Annotated in this window: 12 protein-coding genes; all 12 read left to right on the top strand. The window is 62.4% G+C overall.

Going from position 1 to position 19,306, the window contains the following annotated elements:
* Window positions 1–524: 524 nt before the first annotated feature.
* The 12 genes from betI to JKP78_RS07605 all read left to right on the top strand — a co-directional run bounded on the left by betI (window position 525) and on the right by JKP78_RS07605 (window position 19,300).
* Complete coding sequence (gene betI / locus JKP78_RS07550; RefSeq protein ID WP_170033310.1) at window positions 525–1,181, top strand: transcriptional regulator BetI; 657 nt, start codon at window positions 525–527, stop codon at window positions 1,179–1,181.
* A gap of 37 nt (window positions 1,182–1,218) precedes the next feature.
* On the top strand, window positions 1,219–2,691 hold the full coding sequence (gene betB, locus JKP78_RS07555) for a betaine-aldehyde dehydrogenase (RefSeq protein WP_186684284.1): 1,473 nt from the start codon (window positions 1,219–1,221) through the stop codon (window positions 2,689–2,691).
* 77 nt (window positions 2,692–2,768) lie between these two features.
* Complete coding sequence (gene betA / locus JKP78_RS07560; protein WP_186684283.1) at window positions 2,769–4,466, top strand: choline dehydrogenase; 1,698 nt, start codon at window positions 2,769–2,771, stop codon at window positions 4,464–4,466.
* Between the two features lie 285 nt (window positions 4,467–4,751).
* Entirely contained in the window at window positions 4,752–5,531 is a 780-nt protein-coding gene (locus tag JKP78_RS07565) for an autoinducer binding domain-containing protein (protein WP_200626444.1), read from the top strand.
* A gap of 124 nt (window positions 5,532–5,655) precedes the next feature.
* A complete protein-coding gene (locus JKP78_RS07570) occupies window positions 5,656–6,204 on the top strand; it encodes an acyl-homoserine-lactone synthase (RefSeq protein ID WP_186684279.1) in 549 nt (182 codons plus the stop codon).
* A gap of 49 nt (window positions 6,205–6,253) precedes the next feature.
* On the top strand, window positions 6,254–7,192 hold the full coding sequence (locus JKP78_RS07575; RefSeq protein ID WP_186684277.1) for a diiron oxygenase: 939 nt from the start codon (window positions 6,254–6,256) through the stop codon (window positions 7,190–7,192).
* 16 nt (window positions 7,193–7,208) lie between these two features.
* Entirely contained in the window at window positions 7,209–7,799 is a 591-nt protein-coding gene (locus tag JKP78_RS07580; RefSeq protein ID WP_200626446.1) for an anthranilate synthase component II, read from the top strand.
* Window positions 7,800–7,830: 31 nt separating this feature from the next.
* On the top strand, window positions 7,831–9,288 hold the full coding sequence (pabB, locus tag JKP78_RS07585; protein ID WP_186684276.1) for an aminodeoxychorismate synthase component I: 1,458 nt from the start codon (window positions 7,831–7,833) through the stop codon (window positions 9,286–9,288).
* Window positions 9,285–10,538, top strand: coding sequence for a chorismate mutase (locus JKP78_RS07590; protein WP_200626448.1), 1,254 nt, complete (start codon window positions 9,285–9,287; stop codon window positions 10,536–10,538). The genes pabB and JKP78_RS07590 overlap by 4 nt, the downstream gene beginning before the upstream one ends.
* A 2-nt stretch (window positions 10,539–10,540) precedes the next feature.
* Window positions 10,541–11,863 carry a hypothetical protein gene (locus tag JKP78_RS07595; RefSeq protein ID WP_186684274.1) on the top strand — a complete coding sequence of 441 codons (1,323 nt, stop codon included), beginning with the start codon at window positions 10,541–10,543 and terminating at the stop codon, window positions 11,861–11,863.
* Window positions 11,860–13,566 carry a thiamine pyrophosphate-dependent enzyme gene (locus JKP78_RS07600; protein ID WP_200626450.1) on the top strand — a complete coding sequence of 569 codons (1,707 nt, stop codon included), beginning with the start codon at window positions 11,860–11,862 and terminating at the stop codon, window positions 13,564–13,566. The genes JKP78_RS07595 and JKP78_RS07600 overlap by 4 nt, the downstream gene beginning before the upstream one ends.
* 37 nt (window positions 13,567–13,603) lie before the next feature.
* The gene (locus tag JKP78_RS07605) at window positions 13,604–19,300 is read left to right on the top strand and encodes a non-ribosomal peptide synthetase (protein WP_200626452.1); all 5,697 of its coding nucleotides are present in this window, start codon (window positions 13,604–13,606) and stop codon (window positions 19,298–19,300) included.
* The last annotated feature ends 6 nt before the right edge of the window (window positions 19,301–19,306 follow it).

Raw genomic sequence — 19,306 nt, forward strand, 5'->3', positions numbered from 1 at the left:
TTGACCCGGACCCTCTCGGCGGGGGGTTTGGTAAGTGAGGCAGAACTCATTGCACGAATGCTCCGGGCAGTGCGGCTATGGAGGCTAATCAGTGTTCCCGAGCAATTGGTGGAATATCCCCACTGCGTCAGGTGTTATAAAAGGCACCCTGGAAACCGTGATCCCGAATCGATACGTTGCAAAAAATCAGACAGATGGCCTGTCGCCACTGCCACACCTCGGTCGAGGTGTGCGCATTAGCCACAGCCCACCCCGCCCGCTCCAAGGGCCTGCCGCAGGCTCGACGAGCGCACGGCAGAATCTGCATTCGCATCGCTCATGCCCGTCAACGCCTTGTATTCCGGGGGTTACGCGATTTCCTGGGGTGTCAATCCGTGCTTCTTAGACCGCCTGAAAAACTGTCAATGGCACAAATTGTCGCAGAGCTTATTCTTTATTGATTGAACGTTCAATCAAAACAAAATAGACTGGCCTTCGCCGAGTCAGCGCCTGTCGCCTGCTCGCAGGCCTGAGGAGATAGCAAGATGCCCAAGGTCGGTATGCAACCCATCCGCCGCCAGCAGTTGATCGAAGCCACGTTGCAGGCGGTCGATCAGGTCGGACTGGGAGATGCCAGCATTGCGCTGATTGCCCGTTTGGCCGGTGTGTCGAACGGCATCATCAGTCACTACTTTCGGGACAAGAACGGCCTGATCGCAGCGACGATGGGATACATCATGAACATGCTCAACGAAGGTGTTCGAGCACGTCGCCAGGCCCTGACGGACGACAGCCCGCGCGCCCACCTGAAAGTGATCATCGAGGGCAACTTCGATGCCAGCCAGGTGAACGGCCCGGCAATGAAAACCTGGTTGGCTTTCTGGGCTTCCAGCATGCACCAGCCCGATTTGCATAGGTTGCAGCGGATCAACGACCACCGCTTGTATTCCAACCTGTGCTGCCAGTTCCGCCGCGCCCTGCCGCTCTACCATGCGCGCAAGGCAGCCCGCGGCCTGGCGGCGTTGATCGACGGCTTGTGGCTGCGTGGTGCCCTGTCGGGTGATGCATTCGACACCGACCAGGCGATACGGATTGCTTACGAATACATGGAACTACAACTGGCTAAACAGCACACCCTGGACACCAACAACCAGGCTGCTGATCAAGCACGCACGGCACTTGTCGACCCGGCAGGAGCGTGACGCGCAGCCAACCACACACTGCACTTGCGAGGACACTATGGCCCGTTTCGGAACGCAAAAACTCTACATTGATGGCGCTTACGTCGACGCTGGCAGCGATGCCACTTTCGAAGCCATCAACCCGGCCACCGGCGAAGTCCTCGCCCACGTGCAACGTGCCACCCAGGCCGACGTCGAGAAGGCCGTCGAAAGCGCCGAGCGCGGCCAGAAAGTCTGGGCCGCGATGACCGCCATGCAGCGTTCGCGCATCCTGCGCCGCGCCGTCGACATCCTGCGCGAGCGCAACGACGAACTGGCCATGCTGGAAACCCTGGACACCGGCAAGTCGTACTCGGAAACCCGCTACGTCGACATCGTCACCGGCGCCGACGTGCTGGAATACTACGCCGGCCTGGTACCGGCCATCGAAGGCGAGCAGATCCCGCTGCGTGAGTCGTCCTTCGTCTACACCCGCCGCGAACCGCTGGGCGTGACCGTCGGTATCGGCGCCTGGAACTACCCGATCCAGATCGCCCTGTGGAAATCCGCCCCGGCCCTGGCCGCTGGCAACGCAATGATCTTCAAGCCGTCGGAAGTGACCTCGCTGACCACCCTCAAGCTGGCCGAGATCTACACCGAAGCCGGCCTGCCGAACGGCGTGTTCAACGTGCTCACCGGCAGCGGCCGCGAAGTCGGCACCTGGCTGACCGAGCACCCGCGTATCGAGAAAGTGTCCTTCACCGGCGGCACCACCACCGGCAAGAAGGTCATGGCCAGCGCCTCGAGCTCGTCGCTCAAGGAAGTCACCATGGAACTGGGCGGCAAGTCGCCGCTGATCATCTGCGCCGACGCCGACCTGGACAAGGCCGCCGACATCGCCATGATGGCCAACTTCTACAGCTCGGGTCAGGTCTGCACCAACGGCACCCGCGTGTTCATCCCGGCGGCAATGAAGGCGGCTTTCGAAGCCAAGATCGTCGAGCGCGTTGCACGCATTCGCGCTGGCAACCCGGAAGACGAGAACACCAACTTCGGCCCGCTGGTCAGCTTCCAGCACATGGAAAGCGTGCTCGGCTACATCGCCAAGGGCAAGGAAGAAGGCGCCCGCGTACTGTGCGGCGGTGAGCGCATGACCGAAGGTGCTTTCGCCAAGGGTGCCTTCGTCGCCCCGACCGTGTTCACCGATTGCACCGACGACATGACCATCGTCAAGGAAGAGATCTTCGGCCCGGTGATGAGCATCCTGACCTACGAAACCGAAGAGGAAGTCATCCGCCGTGCCAACGACACCGAGTACGGCCTGGCCGCCGGTGTGTGCACCAACGACATCAGCCGCGCCCACCGCATCATCCACAAGCTGGAAGCCGGTATCTGCTGGATCAACGCCTGGGGTGAATCGCCAGCCGAAATGCCGGTGGGTGGCTACAAGCAGTCGGGTGTCGGCCGTGAGAACGGCATCAGCTCGCTGGCCCAATACACTCGCATCAAGTCGGTCCAGGTCGAGCTGGGCGGCTACAACTCGGTTTTCTAAACCCTGTCTAGCCACGCCCGTGCCGCTGTGCACGGGCGTTTCCGCTCCCTGATCACCGCCAACATGAGGGTACTTGCATGTCCAAAGAATACGATTACATCATCGTCGGCGCCGGCTCGGCCGGTAACACCCTGGCGACCCGCCTGACCGAAGACGCCGGCGTCACTGTACTGCTACTGGAAGCCGGTGGCCCCGACTACCGTTTCGACTTCCGTACCCAGATGCCAGCCGCCCTGGCCTTCCCGCTGCAGGGCCGCCGCTACAACTGGGCCTATGAGACCGACCCGGAGCCGCACATGGACGGCCGCCGCATGGAGTGTGGCCGTGGCAAGGGCCTGGGTGGCTCGTCGCTGATCAACGGCATGTGCTACATCCGCGGCAACGCCATGGACTTCGACGGCTGGGCAGAACTGCCAGGCCTGGAAGACTGGACCTACCTGGACTGCCTGCCGTACTTCCGCAAGGCCGAAACCCGTGACATCGGCCCGAACGACTACCACGGCGGCGACGGCCCGGTCAGCGTGACCACGCCGAAAGCCGGTAACAACCCGCTGTTCCACGCCATGGTCGAAGCTGGCGTACAGGCCGGTTACCCACGCACCGAAGACCTCAACGGCTACCAGCAGGAAGGCTTCGGTCCGATGGACCGCACCGTGACCAAGAACGGTCGCCGCTCCAGCACTGCCCGTGGCTACCTGGACCAGGCCAAGAAGCGCCCGAACCTGACCATCGTCACCCACGCCCTGACCGACCGCGTACTGTTCGACGGCAAGCGCGCCATCGGCGTGACCTACCTGGTCGGCGACAGCGAAGAGCGCGTCGAAGCCCGCGCCCGCAAGGAAGTGATCGTCAGCTCCGGTGCCATCGCCTCGCCGCAACTGCTGCAGCGTTCCGGCGTCGGCCCGCGCGCCCTGCTGGAAAGCCTCGACATCCCGGTGGTGCACGACCTGCCGGGCGTCGGCGAAAACCTGCAGGACCACCTGGAACTGTACCTGCAGTACGCCTGCACCCAGCCGGTGTCGCTGTACCCGTCGCTGCTGTGGTGGAACCAGCCGGCGATCGGTGCCGAGTGGATGTTCAACGGTACTGGCATCGGCGCCAGCAACCAGTTCGAGGCCGGTGGTTTCATCCGTACCCGCCCTGAATTCAAATGGCCGAACATCCAGTACCACTTCCTGCCGGTGGCCATCAACTACAACGGCTCCAACGGCGTGCAGGAACATGGCTTCCAGGCGCACATGGGTTCGATGCGTTCGCCAAGCCGCGGCCGTATCCGCCTCAAGTCGAAGGACCCGCGCCAGCACCCAAGCATCCTGTTCAACTACATGGCGACCGAACAGGACTGGCAGGAATTCCGTGACGGCATCCGCCTGACCCGCGAAATCATGGCCCAACCGGCGCTGGACCCGTACCGTGGCCGCGAAATCAGCCCGGGCGCGCACGTGCAGACCGACGAGGAACTGGACAAGTTCATCCGTGAGCACGCCGAAACCGCCTTCCATCCGTCCTGCTCGTGCAAGATGGGCACCGACGACATGGCGGTGGTCGACGGCGAAGGCCGCGTGCACGGCATGCAGGGCCTGCGTGTGGTCGACGCGTCGATCATGCCGATCATCATCACCGGCAACCTCAACGCCACCACGATCATGATTGCCGAGAAGATCTCGGACAAGATCCGTGGTCGCAAGCCACTGCCGCGCAGCACCGCCAAGTACTATGTGGCCAATGGTGCACCGGTGAAGGGCAAGCCGCTGCGTGAGGTCAAGCAGGGCTGATCCTAGACCTGGGTGAGACAGGCCAGCTCAAGGCCTGCCTCACCCACTGCCGCAATGGCTATGCACCCCCTCCGTAGTTTCCTTCATGCCCCGCTGTCGCAGCATGCTCATCATGGCATGGCGACAACCCCGCCTGTTTCCCTTCTCGAACGTCTACCCTGCATGCCGGTGTGCATTCGAGCGCTCGTTTCTGCTGCGCTGCTCGTCACCAGTCTCCCCGAGAATCCCGCCGTTTATGAAATATCCGTCATGAATTTGGCATTTCTGCCATGAGGTGCCATATTTTTGCGCTGGCCAGGAGGCCAGGTAAGCCGAACAGGCTTTTCCACACCAGAGGCCACGAGAACAAACATGGACGGTTGGCAAATCGAGCTTCTTCATGCACTGGAACGTGTCAGCGACGAAAACGCTATCTTCGCGTTGATCATGGAGGCCAGCCTTGCGCTGGATTTCAACTACTGCGCCTATGGTTTGCAGGTGCCTTACCCTATCTCCAGCCCCAAGGCGATCATGCTGAACAACTACCCTGCCGCCTGGCAGGAGCGCTACAGCAAGGCCAGGTATCTGGAAAAAGACCCCACCATCGCCCTCGGGCGGCAGTCGGAGCGGCCCATCATCTGGAGCGACCAGCTTTACGCTCAAGCACCCGACCTGTGGGAGGAAGCCCGTGGGCATGGGCTGCGCAAAGGCCTGTCGCAGTCAATACTCAACACCGGCGGTAGCTGTGCGATGCTCACCATAGCACGCAGCGACACACCTATCAGCGAACGCGAGTTACACCAGAACGGCGACAAACTGCGCTGGCTGGCCAGCACCGCCCACGTCTCGCTTAGCTCAATTCTCAACCGCCGGCACCGGAATGCCGAAGCCCCGGAGCTCACCGAGCGCGAGCGTGAGGTACTCATGTGGACTGCTGATGGCAAATCGGCCAGTGAAATTGCCGACCTGCTCACGGTCTCCAAGAACACCGTCGACTTCCATATCAAGAATGCGGTGCGCAAGCTCAAAACGGCCAACAAGACCGCTGCTGTGGTTCGCGCGGCCATGCTTGGGCTGCTGTTCTGACGCCGTGAGCAATTCGGCAACATGACAGCCAAATGACGGCCGCCCTACCCATTTTGGTAGGTTACACATTCAGTAACTGTTGTATCTAATAGCTCCGCCACCGAAAGTTTGCGGAGCCTAATAAATGGAATTCATCACGGGTACGCTGGAAACACTGGATGCCAGCCTGCGCTCGGCCATGGCGCAATATCGATATGAAGTATTTGTCCGCCAGCTCGGGTGGAAACTGGACTGCGAAGTAGATTCGGAGTTTGATCAATTCGATCGAGACGATACGGTCTATATTCTGGCCCGGGACGAACAGAAACAAGTGGTCGGGGTGGCGCGGTTATTGAGCACCGCCACGCCTTATTTACTCAGCGAAGTGTTTCCCGAACTCATGGCCGGCCAGCCGCTGCCCGCCAGTGAACAGGTCTGGGAGCTATCACGCTTCGCCGCCGTCGGCGACGCCCCCTGCCGTGCCAAGCGGCAGATCTCCTCCCCCAATGCTATTGCCCTGATGCAAGCGACATTGCGCTGCGCTGCGGCACATGGGGCGCGCAAGTTGATAACCGTGTCACCGCTGGGTATCGAGCGCCTGCTGCGCAAGGTTGGCATAGATGCCTCTCGCGCCGGCCAGGTCTGCACCAAATACGGCCAACCCTTGTACGCCTCCTGGATCACCGTGAACTGATCGGCGGGCGCTTCGCCCTTTGTTTCCACCTCACCTGACTGGAAAAAAAATGAGTCTCGATTTGATCAATGACCATTGGTATGCAAAAGCGACTGTGCGCAGCACACCGCGAATCATCGTCCCGGAGTATGACGGTGAACAATTAATTTATCCCGTCTCCCGCTGTGCGATGTGTGAGCATCCGATCATTCAAACTCACGGCAAGCACATCAGGAATTACCTGTTGACCCAGGCGGCCTATCAATTTTTGTATAACGTAGGGCTGCTGGAAACCAAATTTATTATCCAATGTTGCCTGGACATGTTGCATGACAAATTCCCAGGCATTGGCAATGAGGAAAAACTGCAAGCGCTCACCGTGATCATCGACGAGGGGTACCACGCCCATGTGGCCCTTGATTACCTGACGCAGATGAATGAAAAAAGCGGTATCGAGGCTATCGAAGTTCCGCAGAGCAACCAGAAGCTGGATGCGACAGCGCGCGCCTATGCGCAATTGCCCGAATCGCTACGCACCGAATTCCAGTTACTGGCCGTGACCATCGCAGAGAATGTGCTCACTGACGAAGTGGCCAACCTCGGACGCGAACGTCAGCTGAGCCAATCGTTCACCACCCTGATGGTTGACCATGTACGCGACGAAGGGCGCCATTCGCGGTTCTTCGCCGACCTGATGAAAAAGCGCTGGCCAACACTGCCGGAAAGCACCCGCGAGCGCTTCGGCCTGATGCTCCCCGCCTATCTCGACGACTTCCTGGATATCGACCCCGAGCGACGCTTCGAACGCCGCATGCTGGCCCATTGCGGCCTGACGCCAGAACTGGCCGAACAGGTAATCCACGAATCCGACCCGACCTTCCATGCCGACCATGCGCGCATGAAGAAATCGATTCTGCAACGTCTGTACCGGCTGTTGCGGCAGATGGGCATCCTCGACCTGCCACAGGTCAGAGAAGCCTTCGCCGGCCGCGACTACGTCAGCGCCTGACAGGAGGGCAGCGGCCGTGAAAACCCTGATCGTCGACAACTTCGATTCGTTTACTTACAACCTCTTCCAGTTCATGGGCCAGGTTTGCGGTGAAGAGCCTGATGTCTTCACCAACGATGTTTCCCCGGCGGACATCGACCTGAACCGTTATGCCGCCATCATCATTTCACCCGGCCCAGGAACCCCGGCGCGCAAGACCGATGTCGGCCTGAGCGAAAACATCATCCGCGATGCCAGCGTGCCTGTGCTGGGTGTGTGCCTGGGGCACCAGTGCATGGCCCACCTGCACGGGATGGACGTGGTGCACGCCCCCGAACCGATGCACGGTCGCATGAGCCTTATCAAGCATGACGGCCAGGGCGTATTTGCCGGGCTACCTGCCGACCTGACCGTGGTGCGTTATCACTCGCTGATGGTGCGCCAGATCAAATCGCCGTTCGTCGTCAGCGCCTGGGACCAGAACGGCATGATCCATGGCATTCGCCACAAGGACAGGCCACTGCACGGCATTCAATTCCACCCCGAATCCATCTGCACCGAAGCGGGCCTGCAAATGCTTGGCAACTTCCGCGACCTCGCACACCAGCACCAGGGTGGCCTTTGCTGACAGCCATCGCCAGCTTTTCCGGAGATTCTAGATGAGCAACCGTGTCGAATTCCGGGCCCTTGACCATGTGCCCGACACCCTGGCGGCCTTCGAGCAAGAGTTCGCCCCGTCCCCGGCCCGCTTCCTGCTGGAGAGCAGTGTGGTGATCCCCGGGTTCTCCCGTTTTACCTTCATGGGTGACTCGCAAGGACGCTGGGCCGAGGTGCTGCGCTACAAGCAGGAAAGCGCCAGCGTCGAGATCCGCCGCATGGAAGGTACCGTGCAGGAGCCCGCCGAGGACTTTCTCGCCTGGCTCGGTGAGCGCATGCTTGCCCTGCGCACGCCCTGCCCTGACGAACTGCCGTTCGACTTCAACCTGGGTTATGTCGGGGTTCTGGGCTACGAGCTGAAGGTGGCCACATTGGCCGACCCGGCCTGGACATCTCCGGCCCCCGATGCGTGCTTCATGCTGGCCACGCGCATGCTTGTGATCGACCATCAGGAAAACCGCAGCTACCTGCTGCACCTGCTCAAGGATGACTACGACCAACCGGCTGCCAGAGCCTGGCTGGAGCAAGCCGGTAACCGCTTGCAGGCCCTGCCTGCCGCCCAGCCCTTGGCCAAGCGCCCCAGGCGCATGTCGCTGGACCAGGTGGAGCAGTGGATTGCTGCCCATGCCAAGGCCCGCCACAACAAACCGGCGTATATCGAGAAGATCCTTGAGGCCCAGCGTCAGATCGTCGATGGCGAAACCTATGAAGTCTGCCTGACCAACCTGGTCGAACTGCCGTTCGAGCATTCTGCCTATGCCCTGTACCGGATCATGCGCGAGCTCAGCCCGGCGCCCCACGCCGCTTACTACGCCATCCCCGGTTTCGAAATGGCCAGCTCGTCACCTGAGCGGTTCCTCAAGGTGGACCGTTCCGGCCAGGCCGAGGCCAAGCCGATCAAAGGCACCCGGCCTCGCAGCCACGATCCCAGGGAGGACCAGCGCCAACTCGACGAATTGCGCCAGGACGAAAAGGACCTTGCTGAAAACCTGATGATCGTCGATTTGCTGCGCAATGACCTGGGCAGGGTATGCCAAATAGGCTCGGTCAACGTGCCAGGCCTGTTCGTGGTGGAGAGTTACTCGCACGCTCATCAGTTGGTCTCGACCATCCAGGGCCAGCTGAAACCCGGTATGCATGCATTGGACTGCATCAAGGCCAGTTTCCCTGGCGGCTCGATGACCGGCGCGCCGAAAAAGCGCACCATGCAGATCATCGGTGAGCTTGAGCAAGGCGCGCGGGGAGCCTACTCGGGCTCATTGGGGTGGCTTTCGCTGGGTGGTGCCTGCGACCTGAGCATCTTGATCCGCAGCGTGGCAGTACACAACGCCCAGGCTCGTTTCGGTGTCGGCGGGGCTATCACCGCATTGTCCGACCCGGAAAGCGAATACCTCGAGACCGTGGTCAAGGCCAGTGGCGTGGTAGAAGCAATAGCCCTTCTCGAAGAGGTGTGCGCATGACAACTGTGCCCTACCCGAGCGAGAGGCATGCGATCATCGTTGGCGCCGCCGGATCGATAGGGCGGATGCTCTGCGAACAGCTGAGTGCATCCGGATTGCATGTGCTCGGCGTCGACCTGGCAACAAGCCAGGCAGCGCAAGGCTATGACGTCATGCAAGGCGATATCTGTGCGCCTTCCCCACTCCTGTGCCAACGCCTCGCCACTGCGCATCTGCTGGTACTGGCGCTTTCGGAGAAGGTGCTTCTGCAGGCGCTCCCCGTGTTGCTGCCGCATCTGGCGCTGGACTGCCTGCTGGTCGAAACGCTGTCTATCAAGAACACTTTCGCCACGCTGATCCGTGACGTTTCGCTGCCGCAGGCGGTGGCTGGGCTCAACCCGATGTTCTCGGGTGACCTGCCGCCAGAAGGGCGACCGGTGGTGGTGGTACCCTACCAGCCTGACGCGGCCCTGGACGACCTCTGCGAACGTCTGGAAAGCCGCGGCATGCGCCTGTTCACGCTGACAGCGCAGCAGCACGACCACGCCATGGCTCTCTTGCAGACAGTTGGCCACTCGATGGTACTCGCCTTCGGTCACACCGTGGCCGCCAGTGGCGTGCCGTTGGCGCAACTGATCGAACTGGGGCCACCACCGTTCAAGGTCATGCTCTGCCTGCTGGCGCGCATGATGACCAACCATCCAGACGTGTACTGGGAGATCCAGGCCGGCAACCCGGCTTCGGCTACAGCCCGCGAGAACGCCTTTGCCCAGTTGCAACGCCTCGATATACACGCCCGCAACGACGCCCACGTCGAGTTCCTGGCCGCCATGGCCAGCCTCCGCAACCACCTCGAACCAGCCCAGCCACAACTGGCAGCCAGCTGCAGGCAACTGTTCGAAGTGATCCAGGCGTATGCGCCCGGCCCCATGGGCGAGGGCGCAGGACTGAGCAGCCATCGCGATCGTATCGACCGTATCGACGACCAGTTGATCGACCTGATCGCACAGCGGCTGAACATCATCCGTGAAGTGGCCGACAGCAAAAAAGGCAGCAGCACCGCCGTGATGCAGCCCGAACGGGTCAGGCAGGTGGTCAGCCGCTGCACCGAACGCGGGCGTACGCTCAATGTGCCAGCAGAGCTGATCGAGCAGCTCTACCACGCCATCATCGAGCAGTCCTGCCAGATCGAATACGACGTCGTCGGCGGCCCTCGCCAGACATTGCTCGACGTCACACCGGAAGTGTTTTCACAGACAGGAGTCCGCTGAACATGAACCAGGATAAGCACAACGCCGGCCCGCTCATCGAATGGCTGGCTCAGACCCTCGACCAGGATTACCAATACCGCCAGGACACCCTGAGCCTGACTGCCAACGAGAACTACCCAAGCGAACTGGTACGCCTGACATCCGGCAGCACCGCCGGGGCCTTCTATCACTGTTCCTTCCCCTTCCCGGTACCGCTGGGCGAGTGGCACTTCCCCGAACCAGGGCAGATGAACGAGATTGCCGACGACCTGCGCGGGCTGGCCCGACGCATGCTGGGGGCACAGGCATTCGACTGGCGACCTAACGGTGGTTCGCCCGCCGAACAGGCATTGATGCTGGCAGCGTGCAAGCCAGGCGAAGGCTTCGTGCACTTTGCCCATCGCGACGGTGGGCACTTCGCGCTTGAGCAGCTGGCAAGCAAGATGGGTATCGAAATCTTCCACCTTCCGGTCGACCCGCGCAGCCTGCTGATCGATGTCGCCAAGCTCGATGACATGGTGCGCCGAAACCCGCATATCCGTATTGTCATCCTCGATCAGTCTTTCAAGTTGCGCTGGCAACCGTTGGCGGAGATTCGCGCCGTACTGCCCGAATCATGCGCCCTGACCTACGATATGAGCCATGACGGCGGCCTGATCCTGGGCGGTGTGTTCGACTCGCCCCTGGCCTGTGGCGCCGACGCTGTCCATGGCAATACCCACAAGACCATCCCCGGCCCGCAAAAGGGCTACATCGCCTTCAAGTCCGCTCAGCACCCACTGCTGGTCGATACCTCGATGTGGGTGTGCCCTCACCTGCAAAGCAACTGCCACGCCGAACTGCTGCCATCGATGTGGGCGGCCTTCAAGGAAATGGAAGTGTTCGGGATGGCTTACGCGCAGCAGATGGTTAAAAACGCCAAGGCCCTGGCGCAGCAACTGCACGAGCTCGGCCTGGAAGTTTCGGGGGAGTCGTTCGGCTTCACCGAAACCCATCAGGTGCACTTCGCCGTCGGCACGCTGCAGCAAGCGCTGGCCATGTGCGTTGACAGCCTGCATGCCGGTGGCATCCGCTCTACCAACATCGAGATACCCGGCAAGCCAGGCGTTCATGGCATTCGCCTGGGCGTACAAGCCATGACCCGCCGCGGTATGCGAGAGGACGACTTCCGTCAGGTGGCCGGGCTGGTAGCCGATTTGTACTTCAAGCGCACCGAGCCTGCGCGGGTCGCCAGCCGTGTCAAGGAGCTGCTGGCTGGCTTCCCCTTGGCCCCCCTGGCGTACTCCTTCGACGGGCAGATTGACGAAGCGCATCGCCATCTGATCGAGCGAGGTATCCAGCGATGAACATGCTGACCCGGCTTTTCACCGCGTCCCGGGAAATGACCCTTGGGCAACTCGTGGGCCATGTGCTGGTTGAAAGCCAGATCAATGACCTGTTCTGCATTCCCGGTGACTTCACCATGCAGCTGTCGCGGGAAATGCTGGCCACTCCCGGCCTGACCCTGCGCACCATGTCACACGAGTACAGCACCACCCTCACCGCCCTGGGCTACGCGCTCGGGGGCCAGGCGCCCGGCGCTGTATGTTTCACCTACGGGGTGGGTGCCCTGAACGCCATCAACGGCATCGCCCAAGCCTACGTGGAACGTCTGCCGCTGGTGGTGATATCCGGGTCGCCCGGGCACAAGGAACGCCAGGGTTCGATGTTCGCTCACCACACCATTGTCGACCATGGCACCCAGCTGCGGCTGATGAAAGAAATCACCGTGCATCAGGCGTGCATCGACGACCCGCACCAAGCCCAGGACCAGCTGCGCGAAGCCATCGCCATCGCCCTGCATGAATCGCGGCCGGTGTATGTGGAAATCCCTCGCGACCTCTTCCTGCACAAGGTACGCCATACACCACGACGGACACCGCTGGGGCGTCAACCAGCCCTGTTCGACCAACACGCATTGAGTGCGGCCGAACAGGCACTGAAACTGCTCGACCAGGCCCAGCAGCCGGTGCTGGTGCCCGGCCTCGATGTGAAACGCGGGCACCTCGGTGCCGAAGCACTGGCGCTGAGCGAGGCGCTCGGGTTGCCTTGGGTCGAAACACCAATGTCGCGGGGCGGCCTGCCGACCACGCATGCCCACTATCGAGGCATCTACGCCGGCCCGGCTTCACCTTCCCGTCTGACCCAGACGTTGGTCGACAGTTGCGACGTGCTGATGCTCCTTGGCGAACCCAACTCCGACGTCAATATGGGCATAGCCAGCCAGATTGCCGGTGGTCGGCTGATCCACGCCAATGACGGCGTGGTGATGGTCGGTCGGCAACGCTACGAGCTGAGCACCGAAGCCTTCTTGCGCGCCTTGCTGGGTCTGGCTGCTTCGGCACGCCGCCATGGTCAAACCCTGGCGCCACTGGAAGCGGAGCAGGCCGCCTTCATCCACCCCAGTGCGCCAGAACAGCTGCTCGCCGCTGATTCACCGTTGACCCCGTACGAAATCATCGATGAGTTGAACAGGGTGTTCAGCGCACTTCCCGACCTTGACCTGATCGTCGATTGCGGTGATGCCTTCTTCATGTCGTTGGGCATGTTCCCGCGCGATGTGCTGGCGTCCTCCCTGTACATGAGCATGGGCCTGGCCGTCCCGGGCGCCATTGGCTACCAACTGGCAAGCGGTAAACGCCCGCTGGTACTGGTGGGCGACGGCGCATTCCACATGACCGGCAACGAGCTGATGCATGCTGCCCGTTTCGGCACCAGCCCCATCGTGGTGGTCCTCAACAACCGGCGCTGGACCTCGTTGTCAGGCAAGCCTCAGGACCGACCATTGACCGAGCAGCCAGACCTGGAATTCATCGACATAGCGCGCTTCCACAAGGTGCAGGGTTTCACCGCACATACTTCGGAGCAACTACGCGACCAGCTTGCCGAAGCCTTGGCGATGGACCGCCCCGTGCTGATTGATGCCCGGGTCGCCCCGGATACCCGCTCGTACCTTTGCGAGCGTTTCTTCGACGCGGTGCAGAAACAGCAGCACCTGCCCAAAGCCTGAGCAATCGTGCCCCGGTCACAGAATGGAGTCGTTTGAAATGGAAGTTGCCACCTCACTCCCGCTTACTGCCGCCCAGCGCTCTATCTGGCTCGGGCAGCAGCTGGCCAGCGACAGCGCCGCGTACAACATTGCCAGCCTGCTGCGCTTCGATGGCAAGGTGGACGCGCAGCACCTGGCGGTTGCCCTGAACCAGGTGATGGGCGAGAGCAGCGGCCTGCGCGCACAAGTGCACGAGGCGCATGGGCAGGTACAGCAGCAGATCATCACCACATCCGAGTACTCGCTGGCCGAGCACGCCTTTGCCAGCGAAAGCCTGGCACGCCAGTGGATGGCCAGCGACCTCGCGCTCCCCATTGACCTGGGGCAGGGCCCGCTGCTGCAGGCAAGCCTGGTGCGTATCGCCGGACAGCCTGACTGGCTGTACGTGAAGAGCCATCACATCGCCTTGGACGGTGTCGGACTGGGCTTGTTCCTCAAGCGCTGGGCGGCGTTGTACAGCGAACAGGCTGGCCATTCCGTCAACGCAGCGCCACTGGGCGCATTGCACAAGGTGCTGGAAGCGGAACAGGCTTACCAGGCATCACCCGACTTCGCTCGCGACCGCGACTACTGGCAGCAGCAGGTCGACAGCAGCCTGACCGTGGCCAGCCTCAATCCACAGGTCAAGCTGCCCACCCGACAAGCCCTGCTGCACCGCGGCCAGGTGTCCGAAGCGGCCTTCCAGCGTTTGCGTGAGTGCGCCAGCCAATCGCAGAGCCACTGGCTGCAGGTACTGATCGCTGCCTTCGGCGCGTTCATCGGCCGCAGTACCGGCCAGCGGGACGTGGTCGTTGGTGTTCCGATGATGAACCGCCTGCACACACAGGCGCATGATGTTCCTTGCACGTTGGCCAACGTGCTGCCCTTGCAGCTGCAAATCGACCCATGGACACGTGTTGGCGAACTGGTAGCAGCCACAGCCAAGGCGCTCGCCAGCATGCGCGAACACCAGCGCTACCGGGCCGAGGATATCCGCCGCGATTGCAACCTGCTGGGTGATGGACGACGCCTGACCGGGCCTCAGATCAATATCGACATCTATTCGCCTGCACTGGTGTTCGGCCCGCTTGCCGGTGAAGTCGAAGTGCTCAGTGCCGGTGCAGCCGACGATCTGTCGCTGCTGGTTCAACCCGTCCCGGGCAAGGGGCTGCGGGTATGCGGTATGGCCAACCCTGATCTGTACGATGGCAAGGCGCTAGGCACCCACGTGGAGCGTTTCCTCGCTTTCATCGAGGCATTCGCCACCGACGTCGAGCGCCCGCTCGGCCAGCTTGCCGCCTACCCGTATCAGGTCTGCCCAGCACCGCAACCAACCTGCCAGGCACAATCGACGCTGCTCGACGGCTTCGCTCACTGGGTTGGCACCACGCCCGAAGCCACCGCACTGACCTTGGGCGAACGCTCACTGAGCTACAGGGAACTGGACAGCCAGGCGAACCGCCTGGCACACCTGCTCAAAGCCCGCCTGCCATCGCGCACGGCTTCGCCGCAGCGCACCGTTGCCCTGTTACTGGAGCGCTCGCTGGAAACGGTAGTGGCCATCCTGGCCGTACTCAAATGCGCTGCGGCCTATGTGCCCCTGGACCCCGATGCGCCGCAAGAGCGACTGGCCGGCATTGTTGAAGAATGCGCCGCTGACTTCATGCTATGCGACGAGAGTACGGCGACGAAAGCCCGCAGTCTGCAACCCGATAGCCAACTGCTGAGCATCGATGCCCAAGCCACCCAGCAGGCGCTGCAAGACGCTGCCGATTTGCCCCCGGCGGGCGGTCCGCAACCGCACGACAGGGCCTACATCATCTACACCTCAGGCTCCACCGGCAAACCCAAGGGAGTCTGCATCAGCCACCATAACGTGGTGCGACTGTTCAGCAGCACCCACTCTTGGTTCGACTACCGCAACAGCGACGTCTGGACAGCCTGCCACGCCTACATGTTCGACGCCTCTGTCTGGGAAATGTGGGGCGCCCTGCTGCATGGTGGGCGTCTGGTGATCGTACCGGTAGCCACCACCCGCGACCCTCATGCCTTGCTGGACCTTGTGGTACGCGAGCACGTCACCGTGTTCGGCCAGATCCCTTCCGCGTTCTACCGGTTCATGGAAGCCGAAGCTGATCATCCGGAGCTGGTTGCACGCATGAAGCTGCGCTACCAATGCTTCGGCGGCGAGCCACTCGACCTCGGTCGCCTGGCCCCATGGTTCGATCTGCCGCGGCCGGCAAACACGCAGTTGCTGAACCTGTACGGCATCACCGAGACCACCATCAACACCTGCCACCGCCTCATCTCCCGCGAGCAGGTGCTGGCCAATGCCGGCAGCCTGATAGGCCGGCCCTACGCCGACATGGATATCCTGGTCCTGGATGATGCCCTGCAACCTGTACCGGAAGGGGCGCAAGGCGAAATGTATGTCCGTGGTGAAGGCTTGGCCGAGGGTTACCTGGCCCGTCCTGAACTGGATGCCACGCGGTTCGTCGCCGACCCATTCGGCGCTGCGGGACAACGCATGTACCGCAGTGGCGATGTTGCAATTCGCCTGGCCGACGGCGAGCTTGAATACATCGGGCGTGCCGACCAGCAGGTCAAGTTGCGTGGATACCGTATTGAATTGGGTGAGATCGAAAGCTGCCTGCGGGCTCACGCATCGGTGTCCAATGCCGTGGCCCTGGTAGTCAACGACCGGGCCAACGACCCACGACTGATCGCCCACGTGGTGCCGGCACCGGGTTATGCAATCGCAGATGTGGACAGCGAAGCATTGCGCGATCATTTGCGCGCCAACCTGCCGGCGTACATGGTGCCCGTAGCGATCGGCGTCCAACAGGCATTTGCCATGACCGCCAATGGCAAGCTCGATCGTCGCGCGCTGCCGGCCATCGAGTCGAATGCCAGCCGTCACCTGGAACCGCCAAGGGACAGCCTTGACGAACAGGTGCTAGCCCACTGGTCGTCGCACCTGGATGTACAACGCATCGGCATGGATGACGACTTCTTCAGCATCGGTGGCGACTCGATCAAGGCCATCGGCCTGTGCCGTGAAATGGGCCTGCCCGTACTGCAACTGTTCGAACAGCCAACACCCCGCGGCTGCGCCGACTACCTGCGGCACAACGGTATGGGCACCGCCGAAACCAGCTGGACACAGGCCATGGGGGCCAGCGCTCGTGCCGACCGAGCCACCTTGTTACTGGTGCCATTCGCTGGGGGTAACGTGTTTGCCTACCGGCAACTGGTCGAGCAATTGGGCACCGCGTTCAACTACCTGTGCGTGCGCCTGCCGGGCCACGATGTGGTGCGCGCCGACGAACCGTTCGCGGACAACGCCACGATCGCCGCCGGTGTCGCCGCCGAGGTCCTGGCCAAGGTGCAAGGGCCGTTGCTGGTCTACGGGCACTGCGCCGGCAATGCGCTGGCGCTGGACATCAGCCGTCGCCTGGAGCAGGCCGGCGCCGATCTGCGCGGGTTGACCATCGGCGGCATGCTGCTGGACCTGCAGCCTCACGAGGTCGAACACCAGGTGGCGCAGCGCTCGGGCGAGCAGATCATTGGTTTCCTGCAGGAGTTGGGCGGGTTCAAGGAGGTCCCGGACGCGCAAAGCCTGGCCGCGATTGCCCGGATGACCAAGCACGATGCCGGCCAGACCGCTGCATTCTTCAGCAACGAAACCAGGGGCCGTGGCACCTTGCGCGCGCCCATCCATGTGATCGTAGGCAGCGCCGACCCATTGACCCCGGACTACGCCAGCCGCTATCTCGACTGGCAGGCCTACAGCCCGAAGGTGTCTCTGGATGTGATCGAAGGCGGCGGCCACTATTTCGTCAGCGAACAGCCGGAGGCACTCGCCCAAGTGCTGTTGCGCCACAACGCGGCGCTGGCGAAGCCCCAGGCACGGCGAGCACAGCATGTGCTGCGTGACTTCCACAACCCGTTCGATGCCGCGCATGGCCAGTTCTTGCTACTGCGCAACGGTGCCTTGCAACCTTCACTGTGGCCAAGCTTCAAACCGTTGCCGGCCGGCTGGCAAGTGGCGTTCGGCCCGGCCTCGCGCCAGCACTGCCTCGACCACCTGCACCACCACGTCCAGCCAGAGCCGCCCCAACTGCCAGGTCTGGACGCGCCCTACTGGCCGGAGCGCTTCGAGCGCTACTACCGCCAGCAAGGCGCCTGGACCGGTGAAACCCTTGATGCCTGCATTGCCCAGCATGCCCGCCTGACCCCAGGGCAGGTCGCGGTGGTAGACAAGGAACGCCGCATCACTTACGCAGAACTCGACCGCCGCTGCAACCAGCTCGCCGATGGCTTCACCCGTCTGGGGTTGCGACCGGGCGACCGCATGGTGGTGCAGTTGCCCAATGTGCTGGAGTTCATCGAGACCACCTTCGCGCTGTTCCGCCTGGGCGTGGTCCCGGTATTCGCCTTGCCCACCGACCGGCGCAACGAAATCACCCACATCGTCCAGGCCAGCAAGGCCGTGGCCTACATGATCAAGGACCACGCCGTCGGGTTCGACTATCGGGATATCGCCCGTGAACTGCAAAACCTTGCCGGCCCGGTTCGTCATGTGATCGTGCTGGGCGATGCGGCGGAGTTCACGCCCTACGCTAGCCTGTATGGCCGGGACCTGCCGGTACCGCCTCGCGACAGCCGCGCACCGGCGTTGATCACCCTGTCCGGTGGCAGCACCGCCATGCCCAAGCTGATCCTGCGCAGGCACGACGATTATCTTTACAGCATCCGTGCCAGTGCGAAGATTTGCCAGTTGAGCCCGCAAAGCGTCTACCTGTGCGTGCTGCCGGCAGGGCACAACTTCACCCTGAGTTCCCCCGGTTTCATCGGCACCCTGCTCGCCGGCGGCCGGGTAGTGATGCAGGCCGACCCCAGCGGCTCAGCCTGCTTTGCCAGCATTGCCCGCGAAGCGGTGACTTTCACCGCCCTGGTTCCGAGCCTGGCGCAGGCCTGGTTGCACGCGCCACGCCAGCACGACCTCGGCAGCCTGCGCTTCCTGCAAGTTGGCGGCGCACGTCTGAGCGATGACGTTGCAGCGCGTTTGAGCGACAGCTTCGCATTCACCTTGCAGCAGGTTTATGGCATGTCCGAAGGGCTGGTTTGCTATACCGACCTGGCTGGCGACCTTGACCAGCGACTGCACACCCAGGGGCGGCCGATGAGCCCGCTGGACGAAATCCTGGTGGTCGATGATGACGACCAGCCGGTCGTCGTCGGGCAACCGGGACACCTGCTGGTACGTGGGCCGTACACCATTCGCGGCTATCTCGACGCGCCTGAGCACAATGCCCGAGCCTTCACCACCGATGGTTTCTATCGAACCGGCGATGTGGTCCGCCTGCGTGAGGACGGCTGCCTCGTCGTCACTGGCCGCCACAAAGACCAGGTCAATCGCGGCGGCGAGAAAATCGCCGCCGAGGAAATCGAGGGCCACCTGCTGGCCCACCCCGGGGTGTTGGAAGCGGCGGTGATCGGCGTACCCGATCCGCACCTGGGCGAGCGCTCCTGCGCCGTGCTGGTCGCCGCCCCCGGCTTGGGCTGCGACACCGATTCGCTCAAGGCTCATCTGCAGGCACGCGGCGTCGCGGCACAGCGCATCCCCGACCAGTTCCATTGGCTGGCGAGCCTGCCCAAGACCACCCTGGGCAAGACCGACAAGAAGGTGCTGCGCCACCAATTCGCGGCGTGACCCGCC

Origin of the sequence: Pseudomonas sp. LAM2023 (assembly GCF_016620375.1) — a bacterium.
Classification (GTDB): Bacteria; Pseudomonadota; Gammaproteobacteria; order Pseudomonadales; family Pseudomonadaceae; genus Aquipseudomonas; species Aquipseudomonas anuradhapurensis.

Excerpts from the sequence above, each read along its gene's own strand:
- betI (WP_170033310.1), top strand. The coding sequence starts at position 525 with ATGCCCAAGGTCGGTATGCAACCCATCCGCCGCCAGCAGTTGATCGAA.
- betB (WP_186684284.1), top strand. The coding sequence starts at position 1,219 with ATGGCCCGTTTCGGAACGCAAAAACTCTACATTGATGGCGCTTACGTC.
- betA (WP_186684283.1), top strand. The coding sequence starts at position 2,769 with ATGTCCAAAGAATACGATTACATCATCGTCGGCGCCGGCTCGGCCGGT.
- JKP78_RS07570 (WP_186684279.1), top strand. The coding sequence starts at position 5,656 with ATGGAATTCATCACGGGTACGCTGGAAACACTGGATGCCAGCCTGCGC.
- JKP78_RS07575 (WP_186684277.1), top strand. The coding sequence starts at position 6,254 with ATGAGTCTCGATTTGATCAATGACCATTGGTATGCAAAAGCGACTGTG.
- pabB (WP_186684276.1), top strand. The coding sequence starts at position 7,831 with ATGAGCAACCGTGTCGAATTCCGGGCCCTTGACCATGTGCCCGACACC.
- JKP78_RS07590 (WP_200626448.1), top strand. The coding sequence starts at position 9,285 with ATGACAACTGTGCCCTACCCGAGCGAGAGGCATGCGATCATCGTTGGC.
- JKP78_RS07595 (WP_186684274.1), top strand. The coding sequence starts at position 10,541 with ATGAACCAGGATAAGCACAACGCCGGCCCGCTCATCGAATGGCTGGCT.
- JKP78_RS07600 (WP_200626450.1), top strand. The coding sequence starts at position 11,860 with ATGAACATGCTGACCCGGCTTTTCACCGCGTCCCGGGAAATGACCCTT.
- JKP78_RS07605 (WP_200626452.1), top strand. The coding sequence starts at position 13,604 with ATGGAAGTTGCCACCTCACTCCCGCTTACTGCCGCCCAGCGCTCTATC.